This is a genomic window from Clostridioides sp. ES-W-0018-02, assembly GCF_020658175.1.
Classification (GTDB): domain Bacteria; phylum Bacillota; class Clostridia; order Peptostreptococcales; family Peptostreptococcaceae; genus Clostridioides.
The window spans coordinates 1-14,863 of sequence record NZ_JACVVY010000024.1 but is presented as its reverse complement, the minus strand read 5'-3'; the positions used below and the strand labels follow the sequence as shown (position 1 = coordinate 14,863).

Sequence of the window (14,863 nt, the reverse complement as noted above, 5' to 3'; positions counted from 1 at the left end):
TAAAAGAGAATATTTTACTAAAAAATGGTATAAACCCAGAAAAAATAAAAATAGGTATAACCTCTTTAGATATAGCAAAATACATATAAATATGTTATAATTGTGTTATAAAACAAACACAAAAAGGTGGTGTATAAATGGACAAGGATAATATAGAAGAATTGTTAAATATAACAAATACAAGGCTTTCGGGCAAAGAAAGTGTAACTAAGATAGAAAAAGACTTAGGTTTCGGCAAAGATACCTTAAGAGGAAAATTAAACCGTAACGGATATTTTTTAGATAAAAGCATTAAACAATTTGTTAAAAAAGAAGATATTAAAAAAGATAACACAACGCAAACTAAAAAGATAACACAAAAAAATAATACAACTGTTAAAAATAAACAAACACAGCAATTTACAGAAGAAGAAGTAATAATTTTAAAAGAAATTATTAATAATTATAAAAATAAAACAGAAACTACAACAGAATTTACAGGAGAGGTAACAACACGTAGTTTTAGGAGTTACAAAAATATTATGGACATGTTTAGTAAACATTGCAAAAAAAATAAATTAAACCAGCGTGATGCTGTTGCAACAGCATTAATGGATTTTATAAATAAAAAATAAAGGGGGATGTAAAAAATGGGAGTAAAAAAATTAGGGATAATAGCAACAACAGGGGTTATAGCACTTGCAAATACAGGGATTGGATTTGCAGACACAAAAATAGAAGAAGTAAAACTTGCAGGGGAAGATAGAATAGATACAAGTTTAAAAATAAGTAGTTATAAATGGCAAAATGCAGAAAATGCCGTTTTAATAAATAGTAATACAATTGCAGATGCTTTATGTTCTGCGCCTTTGGCAACAGCAAAAAATGCACCTGTACTTTTAACAGAAAAAGATAGATTAAATACTAAAACAAAAAAAGAAATAATAAGATTAGGTGTTAAAAACATTTATATAATTGGTAGTACAAATACAATAAGTGCAAATGTAGAAAAAGAACTTAATAATTTAAATATAAATGTAAAAAGAATTGGTGGAACAGATAGAATAGATACAAGTTTAAAAATAGCAAAAGAGTTAGAAAATGTAGATTCTGTTGCAGTTGTAAATGGATATAAAGGTCTTGCAGATGCAGTAAGTATAGCATCTCCAGCAAAAAGTAACACTGCAATTTTATTTGCAGATAAAGATAATCTAAATAAAAATATAGAAGATTATGCAAAAACTTTTAATAAAACTTACGTAGTAGGTGGAGAAAGTTCTGTTTCTAAAAATGTGGTAAATAAATTAAAAAATGTAATTAGATTTGCTGGAGCAGACAGAACAGATACTAATGCAAAAGTAATGGATTATTTTTATTCAGATAAGGCATTAAATAATGTTTTTGTTGCAAAAAACGGAATGGTTGGAGAGGGAGACCTAATAGATGCACTTTCTGTAGGGCCTGTAGGAGCAAAAGAAGATTCTCCAGTGCTTTTAGCAGACAAAACATTAAGTACAAGCCAGAAAAATTTTATAAAAAAACATGAATTTAGTAAAGTTACACAAGTCGGCGATGGAGGAAATGAAAATGTTTTTAGAGAAATTTTAAATATATTGAAGGGAGAAGAAGTCCCTGGAGCTATTACAAATGCAGAGTTTAGAAATAAGCTACCAGAACTTGGATGGCAACTTGAAGGCGAAACAACATATGTATATATGCAAAAAAATAAAGAGGGTACTGGAAACATACAGATGGGTATAATTAATGCAGAAGATACTGGAATTTATATTGGCCTATTGGGAGATTCTCCAGAGTTTTCTGCATCTGTGAAAGAATGTTTAAAGTTAATTTTGCCAACAAAGGGGGGGGAGTTATATAATATTCTTAAAGGAAAATTTGAAGACCAAATTCTGCAATTGGACGGGAAAAAAGTAGAAGTAAAGATAGGGGATATGGGATACTATGTAGATATATATAATAACTAAATGCAGAAAAGATACTTATTTTAAGTATCTTTTTTTATGTAAAAAGTTATAAATTTTAAAAAATTATCTATAATAAAAAAACTAAAAAGGAGGTAAATTTAAAACAATGAATATAAAAAAGATAGCTTTACCTGTTTTGGCCCTTTTAGGGTTACTAACAGCATTTAGCATAGAATCTTTCGCCTGGAATGGCGAAGAAGATACTGTAATAAAAAACAGTAGAATTACTTGGGATATGAAGACTGTAGATGCAAATGGAAGACCACAAAGTGGTACTTTCCATAAAAACCAGATAATGTCCAAAAACCCGCTTTTTGGAGATGTGGATGGAGCATATGTAGGTGGAGGTGGAAGAACCTATGTAAAAGATGGTGGAGAAGTTAGAAGTGTGTTAAAAGGCGGTTATGGATATAAAATGCTGTACTACGAACAATACACAGATAAAGATGGAAAAGTTTATAAATCTCCATCTGCAGACGGCACAAAAGAAAATTTTTACACGAAAATGGATTCGACTTTGACTTCTGGCTATAGAAATAGATACTGGAACTTAAATTGGAATGGTAGCCAAACAAATTTTAGCAAGGTGAATGTAGAACCTAACTATCAAGGACGTAAAAAATATCAAATGTCGGCGAATGATAACGTTACAAACAACTACGATGCCAGATTTGACAAAGATGGAGAATGGCGATATTTAGGATATAACTTGCGTGGAGAGGTTATAACAAACCCATATTTTTCTTGTGATGGCTCTGGGACAGAAACACATATGTCAGATTTTGGGATATTGTGGCAAGGTGAAGGATGCAAAAAATTTGGAGGATGGAATGAGTATAATGGGGAGCAGTATAAAATGGCTAAAAAACAGGCTATTGAAAGGTTACTTAAAAAGGATCCACGTTTTAGAAATGGAACAATTTTGCAAGTGGATAATAACAACAAACAAAGTAAAAAAGTAAATAATGGCAATATAAGTGCAGATGTGTGGATGGACAGCCTTAGCCTTTTAACAGATCCAACAAAAGAGACTCCTATTTTTAGGGTTTATACAGTAAAAACAAAAAACTGGAATGATAAAACATTTAAAGGGAAAAGTAGCTTAAATGCGTACACTATAGTTGCACCCTTAGATTCTAAAGACGTAAGGGATGTGTCTATAAACAACATAAAATTAATAGACAAAAATGGAGCAATTTTAAAAATTTTTAAGAGAGACAGGGACAATAACATAAGTTACACAGGGCATGGAACAGTAACACCAGGAGAAAAATATAAGGTAGAATATACTATAAAAAATAATGGAGATGTTGCTACAAAAACAATGCCTAATACTATAGATGTTGGTACGGCAACGGATAATAATGCTACAAAAAATGATTATACACAAAAATATCCAAGCAATAGTACTAAAGGTACTTTAAGTGGTGGTGGATTTATAGAAGCAGGTAAAACAGTTACATTAACAAAAGAAGTAACAGTACCTGCAGATACAAAAACCGCTTTTAGAGTTACTGGATACATAGGGGATGTATATAATAAAACAGACAATAAAGACCTAACAAACGACTGGGGACATGTGGTTGCAGGTGTAGAAGGCAAGGAAGAAGAACAACCTGGGGATTTAAAAGTAAACAATATAAAAATGATAGATAAAAATGGAAAAGAAGCCCTTTACATGAAGCCTGGGGAAGAATATAAGATAAGATATATAGTAGATTATCATGGGCCTTCCAAAGAATTCTGGAAAACAAAAACTGACAGCGAAGGTAACACAACAAGATACAGAGTTAAAAAAGCATTTAAATTTAACTGGACTGCAAAAAGATACCTACCACAAGGCGGTAGTGAACTATATAAAAATAGTAAAACTTTAAATCTTTATGGAGTAGATAAAGGAGAGAGTTGGAATTTTGAAACACCATATTTTGTGTGGGAAGTACCACGTGCAGAAGCTACAATTGCTGTAAATGCTCCAGTTGAAGTGGATTTAAATAAAGGTAATAACACAGCACAGAAAAAGTGGCTCTACGATTATGATGTAAAAGTGAGCAACGTAAAAGTGTTTAACGACAAAGAAAGACCTATCCAAGATAGCTTTATAACACTTGGAGTGAAATATGATGTTGATGTAATAGCACCAAGCCAAACACCAATTTTCGAAACAGATATTAAAACACATATAACACTTCCAAATGGACAAATTTTACAGTTTACGGACCATGTGAAAAAAGGAAGTAACAAAGACATAACGAGAGAAATAAAAGTACCTATTACTGCAATAACAAGTGGTAGCAAGAAATTAAATGTAAATGTATATGCAAATGCAGACAAACATTTTTGGGAAAATGACCTTAATACACAAGCAAACAATAAAGGAAGTAATTACTCTACACAATTGCCTCCAATAAATCCAGTTGCAAGTGGTGGTTGTAGCATTTTTAATACAGAAAATAATTGGAATGTAGCACATAAAACATTAAATTATAATGGAAAATATATAAAATACAAAAAATTTGATGCAAGTAGAGAATATGATTTTTACAGATATACAAATGGAACAAGCCAGACAAAAAACGAAAATTACTATGAGGAATATAATATAAAATCTGTTAAATTTAAGAGTAAGTATACAACAGATAAAGGTTATGGTTGGGTAGATTTAACTAAAGTAGCAGATAGAAAAAAAGCAAAAATTAAAGCTGGATATGGGTACGAGCTGGACATAACAGTAGAATATGATACTAATGCACTAACAGGGCAACCAAAGGCTTGGGATACAAGAAATACAAGTACAAGTAAAGGTTTAAGTGTAACTAACCAAAATATGGCACCAAACATTTATAAAGATATATATGTAAAAACAGCAGATGGGAAGACTTTATCTGCAACAGGAATTTATGGAAGCCAAAAAGTTTTTGATGTAACAGTTGTAAGTACAAATGCAGATAAGACAGTTTTAAGATATACAATGCAGAAAAAATCTAAAAATGGAGTGGAAGAACCTATTAAAATTTACACTGGGACTAATACAAAAGACGGATTCTATAGCTTAGATGTTTGGACTCCAGAGCTTACAGGGGTTGGAAGCACTAAATCTAAAGAGAAGCTGTGCGATGAAAAGAATCTTGAATTTGAGATTAGAGGCAGTATGTTTGATGATGTAAACGACCACATAGTGCAGTAAGAAAGACAATAAAAAAAAGGGTATGTACTCTTTATACATCCCTTTTTCCTATTTTCCTATTCCCAATAAAAAATAATTTTATCTTTGGGATTTAATTTTTTTATCTTATTAAAAAAATCGTATAAATTTTTAATTTCCTTTAAATTTCCGATACATTTTAATATTTCCTTACAATCGTTAAAAAAATCTTTTTCTATCTTTTTAAATTCTTTTAAATTAAATACAACTTCTTCCCTATTAAAATTATCATCATTAAAAAAATCTAAAAAATTTTGAAGAAAGTTAAATTCTATTTGCTCTAACCTGTTAGATCTTATAACCTTATTACCTACTTTTGCAAAAACAACATAATTAAAATCCATTAAAAAAACACCATCCCTATTAAAAAATTCTATTTAAAAAAAATAAACATAAAAAAGTTTAATATAATATAGTATTTTTCTTTAAAATTTATAATTTTTTGCGGGGTAGTACCTCTATTTTGTTGTTGTTTTTTGGTAAAACATATATAATTAATATAAATAAAAAAGAAGATGTTGGTAGCATCTTCTTTGACGGTAGAAACGCCCCAACAACCCAAATGGAGAAGCGTTCTCTAAATTTTTAAGTTACTTTTATTATATCATCTTTTTTGAAAAAATAAACATAAAATTAGTTTAATGTATATTAAAAGTAAATAGGGGTGTTCCTACCTAAACTAAAATTTAGGAGGAATAATGGAAAAATTTACAACAGTTCCAAGTTTTACAGATGCACAAATTAAAAAACAATTAGAAAAACAACTAAGATTTTTAAGAATAATATATCCTTGGCTTACAGAAGACAACTACCAAGATGGAGCCGTAGAATTAAGACCTATAAAAAGGGATAAGGATGCAAAGTATATAAAAAGTTATAATACCTGGAGACTGGAAGAAAAGGACATTAGCAGTTTAAAAGACTTTTTAAACTTGTTAAACGGACAAGGTTATTGTTTATATTATTCTGTTTTTGCATTTAATTATAATAATACAAACGGCAAACAAAAAGGTAAAATAAATAATAGTAACAGTCTTTACACAAGTGTTCTTGTTGCAGATTTTGATAATATAACAGATGTAGAATTTAAAGAAGAAAAGAAAAAATTAATAGATATAGGAATAGAAACAGTAGATATATTTACGGGACATGGATTCCAAAGCATAATTCCATTAAAGGAAAAAGTTTGGGATAAAGATATATTAAACAAATTTACAAAATTAATGTTAAGTAAAGGATTTAAAGTAGATACAGCAATAGTAGATAGTGCACGTGTAATGCGTATGCCATATTCTTTTAATTGCAAAAGTTTAGATGTAAAAAGTAAACATTTTGGAGAAGGAATTCTACCTACAACAGATATAAGTTGGACGGATAAAAGATATAATTTAGTGTATGTATTTAAAGCCTTAAATACATTACCAAGTGTAATAGAGCAAGCAGAAAAATTTACAGCAGAAGAAATTAATTCTTTAAAAACAGAACCAATAACAGTAGAAGAAAAGAAAGTAGAAATTAATAAAATAAAAGAAATTAAAAATATTAAAATAGAAAACCTAACGACTTTGTATGGGGAATACCTTAATATTTCTAAATTGCCAGAACCTGTACAAAAAATGCTACAAGGTGCACAAAGTGGTTTAAGAAATAAAGTAATGTTATTTATAATACCTTTTTTTAGGAATAGTTTGGGACTTAACATACAAACTATAAAAAGTATATTAAATATATGGGGGAGTTTATGTACTCCAAACCTAAATAAAAATTTTCTGGAGCATGAAATTGACAGGATATATAAATATGGATTTAAAAGTAAGTATGGAAAATACACAGAAGAGTTAAGAAAAGCTTATGGATACTTAGAATTTAATAAATTTACAAGACAAAATAAAATACTTATTCCAAACAGCTTATTTGAGGATTTCGATGTAATAAGAGATGGTGCTGCAAAGATATACTTAGCACTTAAACTTGCAGAGCAAGTTAATGGAATAAAAGAATTTACAAAACAAGATATACAAATTTATGCAAATGTAACAGAAAGAACAATAGAACGTAATATAAAAGATTTAGTGGCTCTGGGGTATATATGCAAAAGAAAAAGTAATAGAAGAATTAAAGAAAAGTATATATTTTATATTAATCCATACTTTAGTAGTATTGCTGGTTTTACAATGTTGGAAAATTCTGTTGTGGCATTAAGTCTAACAAATTTAACAGATGGAGAAATAAAGTTATATACCTATTTATGCTTTATGGTGGGTAGTAATAATAAAGATTGTTGGGCAAGTCAAAAATATCTGGCAAAAAAAATTGGGAAAAAGGATCATAGTGCAGTATCAAAAATGACTGACAGCTTAGTTAGAAAAAAATATATAACTAAAAAAACAATAGAAAAAGATAATATTACACATTGTATATATAATTTAAATTATTAGAAATATAGGAGCATTTGCTCCTATATTTTTGTTATTAAAAAATAAATTAACCGACAGCTATTCACATATTAAAGGGAGGCCATAAAACGTTGATATTAAGCCGTTTTAAAAGATTAACCGACAGCTATTCACACTAATAATAATGACAGGGGGGGAGCGGAGGGAGAGGGGGCTTTATAGTACTATGGGTAAAAAGCTGATACATTATATATAATTGTAGTATTATAAAATAAAAAGAAAGGAGCTTGACTTAGATGCAGCGTTTTAGAAACCTTATTGAACTTAAAGAATACAAAGATGCAACATTACTTCTACAGTACTTAAATAAGTACACAGTTCTTGTCTACCCACCAAGATGGGGTAAAACAGTAAATTTAAGTATGGCTTACTATTTCTACACTATAGAAAATGCAACAGAGAACAAAGAACTTTTTAGAAACTTAAAAATAAGCAAAACAGAAGAATTTTTAAAGCTACAAGGAAAGTTTAATGCACTTTGGTTAGACTTTAAAACTATAAAAAAGGAAGAAGATTTTTATAGCATGTTACATATGTATGTAACTAAATATAATATAAAACCAAATAAATATAACAAAGATTTAAAAGCGTTACCAATACCATTTTTATTAGAGTTTATTTTAAAACAAATTTATGTAAATACAGGGTTAAAAACCGTAGTGCTTATAGATAATTACAATTATCCAGCAGGGATAAATCCCTACCTTGCAAATTTGGTAAATTCTATTTTCCATTTTTTACAAGACAATAATAATATATATAAAGTTATAGCTATGGGAGATAAAATTTTAAATAATATAGCAGGAACTACAAATTTTACAATAGAAGATTTATTAACTAAAAATTACAACAAATATTTTTATGTGGAAGATACTGTTACAAATGTTAATAAACATATAGGAATACAAATTCCAGAAGAAGAATTTAATTTTTTTGATGTGGCCAGAAGGCATTGGACAAGCTCTGCAAAAGGTACAGAATTTATAATATAAACAAAAGACATGCAAGAGATCTCTTACATGTCTTTTGTTTTAGGCTTTTAAAGGAATCATTAGTTCTTCTATATCAATCAATTTTATAGCACTATTTTTTCCATAAGAAATGTATTTTTTATTTATTTCATCGGATAAATCATTTAAAACATAAATAATTATAAATACATTAAATGCACTGCTTGATGTAGAACCATCTTTTATATTTTTAAAAGTCCTATCCGTTATGCAATCTTCATCAAAAAGATTTTTAATTTCTTCCAATAGTTTAGAATCTGTAAGTTTTAATTCATTCTCTTTTTCTTTAATATCTATTTTAGGAATTATTTCTCTCAAGATAACTTTGTAGTTATTTAGTTCGTCAATTTTGTTTCTAATTATGTTAGAAATATTTTTGTTAAAATTAATTTCAAAGTTATTTTTATTCATTAAAAACATCTCCAATGAATCTATTCATATATTCGATAAGATTTTGATTTTGGACTAAATCTCTTAAATTTATCATTGGAGAAACATAATTGTTAAAATCAAATGTTATAACATAATTGTTTTCCACCCAATACTTAGGTTTTAATCTTAATTCTAATCTTTTTTTAGATTTATAGATTTTAGCATTTCCAAAATTATCATCGATCAAATTATTTACAAATACAGAAGTAGATGTAGAATTATCTTTATCTGCGGACATTGTGTTAATTAAATCTAAGTCTACTTTGGTAGCACATAGATAAAATTTAGATGCAGCTCTTAGAATAAATATGTAATATATCTTATTGATGTTTTGTTCAACTTTAACTCTACTTAATTTTAACTCTAATATATTACTCCAATCTTGTACGATTTTATCATACTCTTTATTCGCAAAAGCAATATCTAAATTTACTCCTGCACTTGTAAATTTTTGCGCAAGGGAAGTTTCTCCAGAAGTTGTATCGCTTAACTGTCCAGATGCATTTATTTTGCAAGAAAGCATTTTTATATCCGCTCCAAATTCATTTTCTTTTATCAAGTCCACCGGATAAGAACCTGCCCCAACAGGAACTGCACCTATAGCTTGAGCTACCCACTGTTCTATATGTTCTTTTGGAACTTGTATTGGTAATGGAGCTTGGTTTATCAGTCTTTCAGGTTGTGCAATTAAGGTCTTTTTCATGCAAAAATCTAAGACTCTCAAAGATGTTGGATCAAATAGGTCTAATAATTCTTCATTTTTTAAAGGTGTTAAAATCATTTTATAAAATCCTCCTAATAAATTTAAATTGTTTTAATGTAGCTTATAATGGTATAATACATGTGTTGCATTAAATAAAAAATGAAATTAAATTCATTGACAAATATAAAATATATTTAATAAAAAAATATAAGTAAATTTGTATTTAAGTTGTGATAATATTATTAAGATATAATTAGTTAGGAGTGATATAAGAAAATGCCATATAAAGTAGGAAGTATGTTTGCTGGAATAGGTGGGATATGTTTAGGTTTTAAAAGAAATGATTGTGAAATTGTATGGGCAAATGAAATAGATAAGTATGCATGTTATACATATAGACATAATTTTAATGGGGCTAAATACTTAATCGAAGGTGATATACGTGACATAACACATGCAAAAAAAATAAATAAGAAAATAAAAGAGAGAAGAAAATTAATAAAAATAAAAAGAATAGAAAGTGAAGAGGATTTATTAAAAAGAATAGATAAGGAAATACCAGATATAGATATATTAAATGGTGGTTTTCCTTGTCAGGCATTCTCAATTGCGGGAGAACGGAAGGGATTTGAAGATGAACGAGGGAATATGTTTTTTGAAATAGAAAAAGTGCTTAAAGCTAAAAGACCACAAGCATTTTTATTAGAAAATGTTAAGAATCTAAAAACGCATGATAATGGAAGAACCTTTAAAATAATAGAGCAGCATTTGAAAAATCTTGGATATACGATTAAGTCAGAAGTATTAAATTCTATGACACATGGGAATGTACCACAGAATAGAGAACGTATATTTATTGTTGGGTTTTTAAATGAAGATATAGCGGAGAATTTTTCTTTTCCAGAAGCTATAGAATTAAATAGAAATATAGGAGATATTATAAATTTAAATGAGAAAAAAAATGATAAATATTATTATAACAAAACAAAGTATTATCAAGATTTAGTTGTAGAAATGACAAGACAAGATACTTTATATCAAATTAGAAGAGGAATGTATATTAGGGAAAATAGAAATAATGTGTGTCCAACACTTACTGCGAATATGGGAACAGGTGGGCATAATGTTCCATTAGTAAGGGACAACTATGATATAAGAAAATTAACGCCAGAAGAATGTCTTCTTTTTCAAGGTTTTAATTTAGAAGAGTATAAGTTTCCAGATAAATTTTTTGATGATAAAGGAAAAGAAAAAGTATACCCAGATAGTCAAAAATATAAGCAGGCAGGGAATTGTGTAACTGTAACAGTAGTAGAAAGAATTGTTTCAAATATGATAAATGCAATTGAAACTGTTAACTAAATAAAAGTATAGGCTTGAAGTTTATGTATTTGACTTCAAGCCTATACTTTTTTTATTTTTATTGAATCTTTCTTATATAGATTATGGTAAAAATGCAATATATGCATACTTTAAATTATATTGTAATATATGCATATATATGATATTATAAATACAATGAATATACTATTTAATATAAAGGAGGATAAAAAATGTTAAATGATTCAAGAAAAATCGAAAAATTATTATTGGATAAAATTTTTACTGATGAGAGTGAAGTCGATTATGAAACAGTAAAGAAAGAATGTAAAGAACTATTAAAAGAGAAATATACAGATGGAAAAGTAAGTGGTGTTATTAATAAACTCGTTAAAAATAACGTAATAATAAGGACTGAAAGAGGAATTTATAAGAAAAATTGCCTGCATATAAATGATGTAGATATAGAACAGATAGTAAAAAGTATTTTTAGTAAAGCAATTTTAGAAATTAATGCAGAAGTTAGTAAAATAAATCCATTTAATTTAACAGAAGGGGAGTTTAAAAGTTTACAAAAAATAAAAAAAGATATTATTGAAATTGAAGAAAAGTTTGGATTATAGGAAATTTAGGAATTTCATAACGTAGTCAAAACTTGACGGTTTTGACTATGTTTTTGTTGTGTAGTAAAATAAACCTATATAGAATGGTCAAAACTCATAGTCAAAAAAGGAGGCATATATTTTAATGATATACGGTTATTGTAGAGTAAGCAGCAGAATGCAACTTTCTAATAATAGTTTAGATCAACAAGAACAAGAAATTAAAAAACATTACAATGACGCAAAAATATCTAAAGAACAACATACAGGCAGTACCGCAGAGAGACCAATTTTAAAAGACTTAATAAACAGGATGAAAGAGGGGGACAAAATAGTAGTAACAAAATTGGACAGACTGGCAAGAAATGCAACAGAAGGTTTTAATCTTATACAAAATTTGTTCGACAAAGGTATTTCTGTACATGTTTTAAACATTGGATTATTAGAAAATACTACACTTGGAAAATTTTTTATAACAACTTTATTGGCAGTTGCAGAAATGGAAAAAAATCTAATTTTAGAAAGAACTTGTGCTGGGAAAGAAATTGCAAAACAAAATCCAAATTTTAAAGAAGGTAGGCCAAAGAAATATTCTAAAATGCAAATAGAACATGCACTGGACTTGTTAGAAAATAATTCCTACACACAAGTGGAAAAATTAACTGGCATTAGCAAAAGTACGTTGCAAAGAGCAAAAAGGATGGCAAATAAAAATAAAAATGTGTCGGAAAATATGTAGTATTGTAGTTTTTGTATATAAAAGTATGCAAATTCTATTGTAGTTTCTACGATTTTTATATATATAAGGTATGCAGATATTATTGTAGTTTTTTCTAAGAATTAAAAAAACAACTTATTTAAGTTGTTTTTTTAATGTTTGTACAAACTTTGTTTTTGCAAAAACTTTGTATAATGCAAATGCAATTATACAAAATCCCCAAACTTCTGGACTACACAATGTGTAGTATAAAAACCTAAATAGATGCATTTAAATCCCCCCTCTAAAATTCTTTTCCTTTTAAGTAACTTTAAAAAAATAAAACCTTTAAATATGTATATAAAATTATAGATTTTACTTGCGTAAACTATAATTTTGCGAGTACAAAAACTATAGTTTTTGTACTTTTTTTATGGCTTAATAAGCTATAAAGTTATAAAATTTTTACACATTTTATATAACAAAATATAGAGGTAAATAGCTACGCTATTCACCCATATACACCACTGATGCATATGCTGTAAAAACATACAGAGATGGTGGACGCGAGGAAAGGGGCTCCCCACCTACCCAACATACTCCATTCCCCCTACGCTCCTATCGGGCTTGCGAAATGGATGTTGGGTGGTGTTTCGCCTTAGCACGGGAAACTCCCAAGGGAGTTTGGGCAAGCCCGACCCGATCAGGACGAAATTCGGTCGCCCCTTTTTGGGGGTACCTTATAGCAAACTAATGGTTTGCTAAAGGCAAAAATATTCCTGACAGGAATATTTTTCTTTTAAAAACAAAAAAAACTGGAGGTAGATTTTTTATTAAAAATTATAAATATACAAATTTTTATAGCAGAGACGTAGATGCTTTTAAGGCACTCGGAAGAGTAGGACATATGCAAGAACAACATTTTAAAAATTTTAACATAACAAAAACAAGACTAAAAAATTATGGAAGAGATAAATTATTAGAAAAAGTTCCTTTTATCCAAAAAGGAGAAAAAAATGGAGTGGCCTATAAATTAACTACAGAGGGTAGAAAACTTGTAGAGAGAGAATTTAACATAAAACCATATTCGGCACAAAGTCCAAGGCATGATTTAAAAATTGCAGATAAATATTGTACATTAACACAAAAAGAACAAGATAGTGTTAAAACAGAAACAGAAATAAGATACAGGATGGTGGAAGAAATAGAAAAATTAAAAGAACAGGATTTAAAAGAAGCAGATAGGTGGGCAGAGATGTGGGATAACAAACAATTATCCGCTCCAGATATGGTTTACACAACAGAAAATGGAGTAGAAATTGCATACGAAGTTATAACAAATAACTATGGGATGGAAGAAATACAAGCAAAAGAAAATACAATAACCTTATTAAAAGCAGAAGGGGAGATGGTTAAATGTTAAAAATTCCAAAACAAAAAGAAAATACTTTTAAAAAGCATAAAGAAATAATAGATATAATTTATTATTTATGTAACAAAATTGTTTTAAAACAACAATTAACACAGTTGTGTTTAAAACTAACAAAGTATAGAGAAATAGATGCAGATATTGCTATAGCAGAACTTGCACAACAAAATATTTTAAGTAAAAAACAATTTTTAAACACAAATAGAAAGTTAATCTATTTAACTAAATACCCAGTTTCCAAATTAGAAAATATAAAAAGTAGGAATGTGCAAAGCATTAAATTAACACAAGAAAAAATTATAAAGGGTGTTTTTAAAACAGAATATATATTAAAAAAAATAGAGGATTTGCAGGATATAAATTTAAATTATGTGTTAGATATGTTAAACACAAAAGATAACACAATATTAAAAAAAGAGGAAGAAGAAATTTATAAAATACTTTACAACAAATATAAAAATGTATTGGAGAAGGATTTCGAAGAGGATTTAAGAATAAGCACAGCGAAAAAAATTATTATGGAAAATAGGTTTAAAAAAGATAAAAAGACAACAGTAACAGATGTAGAATTGCTAAAAAGACGCCAAAAAAGCATAAAAATGATGGGAAATTGCTATTATTTTAATTTTAATAACATGTTATGCAGGAACTTTTTTTTAGAAAAAATTAATATAAAAGGTTCAAATTTAAAAATAGAAGTTGGCTTTTTAGATATGTACAACACTAAAAATACTACAAAAATAATAAATAACATATGCTACATATATTTTATGTTTTTAAAATATTTTAACAGAAATTATAGCTTAAATATTAGGTTATGTATATATACATATTCAAAAAAAAATGCAACAGAAATTAAGAATAACATATTAAAAAAGAGTGTAGATTTTAAGTCTAAACAAATAAAAAGTATAAATGTAAAAGAGAATATTTTACTAAAAAATGGTATAAACCCAGAAAAAATAAAAATAGGTATAACCTCTTTAGATATAGCAAAATACATATAAATATGTTATAATTGTGTTATAAAACAAACACAAAAAGG

General features: G+C 28.0%; 14 protein-coding genes. 10 read left to right on the top strand and 4 right to left on the bottom strand.

Translation table 11 applies throughout. The features are described from left to right. The first annotated feature begins 137 nt into the window (after positions 1 to 137). The 3 genes from IC219_RS20795 (at position 138) to IC219_RS20785 (ending at position 5,151) form a co-directional block, all read left to right on the top strand. Positions 138 to 614, top strand: coding sequence for a hypothetical protein (locus tag IC219_RS20795; RefSeq protein ID WP_227853470.1), 477 nt, complete (start codon positions 138 to 140; stop codon positions 612 to 614). 15 nt (positions 615 to 629) lie between these two features. Beyond that, a complete protein-coding gene (locus tag IC219_RS20790) occupies positions 630 to 1,964 on the top strand; it encodes a cell wall-binding repeat-containing protein (RefSeq protein ID WP_227853469.1) in 1,335 nt (444 codons plus the stop codon). A 106-nt stretch (positions 1,965 to 2,070) separates the two neighbouring features. Then, on the top strand, positions 2,071 to 5,151 hold the full coding sequence (locus IC219_RS20785) for a hypothetical protein (protein ID WP_227853468.1): 3,081 nt from the start codon (positions 2,071 to 2,073) through the stop codon (positions 5,149 to 5,151). A 56-nt stretch (positions 5,152 to 5,207) separates the two neighbouring features. Here the strand turns inward: IC219_RS20785 and IC219_RS20780 are convergent, their stop codons facing one another. Next, a complete protein-coding gene (locus IC219_RS20780) occupies positions 5,208 to 5,513 on the bottom strand; it encodes a hypothetical protein (RefSeq protein WP_227853467.1) in 306 nt (101 codons plus the stop codon). A 354-nt stretch (positions 5,514 to 5,867) separates the two neighbouring features. Between IC219_RS20780 and IC219_RS20775 the strand changes: the two genes are divergently transcribed. After that, positions 5,868 to 7,607 carry a helix-turn-helix domain-containing protein gene (locus IC219_RS20775; protein ID WP_227853466.1) on the top strand — a complete coding sequence of 580 codons (1,740 nt, stop codon included), beginning with the start codon at positions 5,868 to 5,870 and terminating at the stop codon, positions 7,605 to 7,607. A 254-nt stretch (positions 7,608 to 7,861) separates the two neighbouring features. Further along, the gene (locus tag IC219_RS20770) at positions 7,862 to 8,617 is read left to right on the top strand and encodes an AAA family ATPase (protein WP_227853465.1); all 756 of its coding nucleotides are present in this window, start codon (positions 7,862 to 7,864) and stop codon (positions 8,615 to 8,617) included. A gap of 39 nt (positions 8,618 to 8,656) precedes the next feature. Here IC219_RS20770 and IC219_RS20765 read toward each other — a convergent pair whose 3' ends face one another. Beyond that, complete coding sequence (locus IC219_RS20765) at positions 8,657 to 9,046, bottom strand: hypothetical protein (RefSeq protein WP_227853464.1); 390 nt, start codon at positions 9,044 to 9,046, stop codon at positions 8,657 to 8,659. Continuing rightward, positions 9,039 to 9,848: a hypothetical protein gene (locus IC219_RS20760; RefSeq protein ID WP_227853463.1), complete on the bottom strand. Its 810-nt coding sequence runs from the start codon at positions 9,846 to 9,848 to the stop codon at positions 9,039 to 9,041. The genes IC219_RS20765 and IC219_RS20760 overlap by 8 nt, the downstream gene beginning before the upstream one ends. A gap of 198 nt (positions 9,849 to 10,046) precedes the next feature. Here IC219_RS20760 and dcm point away from each other — a divergent pair, with 198 nt between their 5' ends. From dcm to IC219_RS20745, 3 genes are all read left to right on the top strand, one after another. Continuing rightward, positions 10,047 to 11,132: a DNA (cytosine-5-)-methyltransferase gene (dcm, locus tag IC219_RS20755; protein WP_227853462.1), complete on the top strand. Its 1,086-nt coding sequence runs from the start codon at positions 10,047 to 10,049 to the stop codon at positions 11,130 to 11,132. A gap of 191 nt (positions 11,133 to 11,323) precedes the next feature. Further along, positions 11,324 to 11,713 (top strand): hypothetical protein, encoded by a 390-nt coding sequence (locus IC219_RS20750; protein WP_227853461.1) that lies wholly within the window; start codon positions 11,324 to 11,326, stop codon positions 11,711 to 11,713. Between the two features lie 124 nt (positions 11,714 to 11,837). Then, entirely contained in the window at positions 11,838 to 12,431 is a 594-nt protein-coding gene (locus tag IC219_RS20745; RefSeq protein WP_227853460.1) for a recombinase family protein, read from the top strand. 114 nt (positions 12,432 to 12,545) lie between these two features. Here IC219_RS20745 and IC219_RS21880 read toward each other — a convergent pair whose 3' ends face one another. Further along, complete coding sequence (locus tag IC219_RS21880) at positions 12,546 to 12,680, bottom strand: hypothetical protein (protein ID WP_255613072.1); 135 nt, start codon at positions 12,678 to 12,680, stop codon at positions 12,546 to 12,548. A gap of 616 nt (positions 12,681 to 13,296) precedes the next feature. Between IC219_RS21880 and IC219_RS20740 the strand changes: the two genes are divergently transcribed. Next, entirely contained in the window at positions 13,297 to 13,812 is a 516-nt protein-coding gene (locus tag IC219_RS20740; protein ID WP_227853459.1) for a hypothetical protein, read from the top strand. Further along, entirely contained in the window at positions 13,806 to 14,825 is a 1,020-nt protein-coding gene (locus tag IC219_RS20735) for a hypothetical protein (protein ID WP_227861675.1), read from the top strand. The genes IC219_RS20740 and IC219_RS20735 overlap by 7 nt, the downstream gene beginning before the upstream one ends. Positions 14,826 to 14,863: the final 38 nt, after the last annotated feature.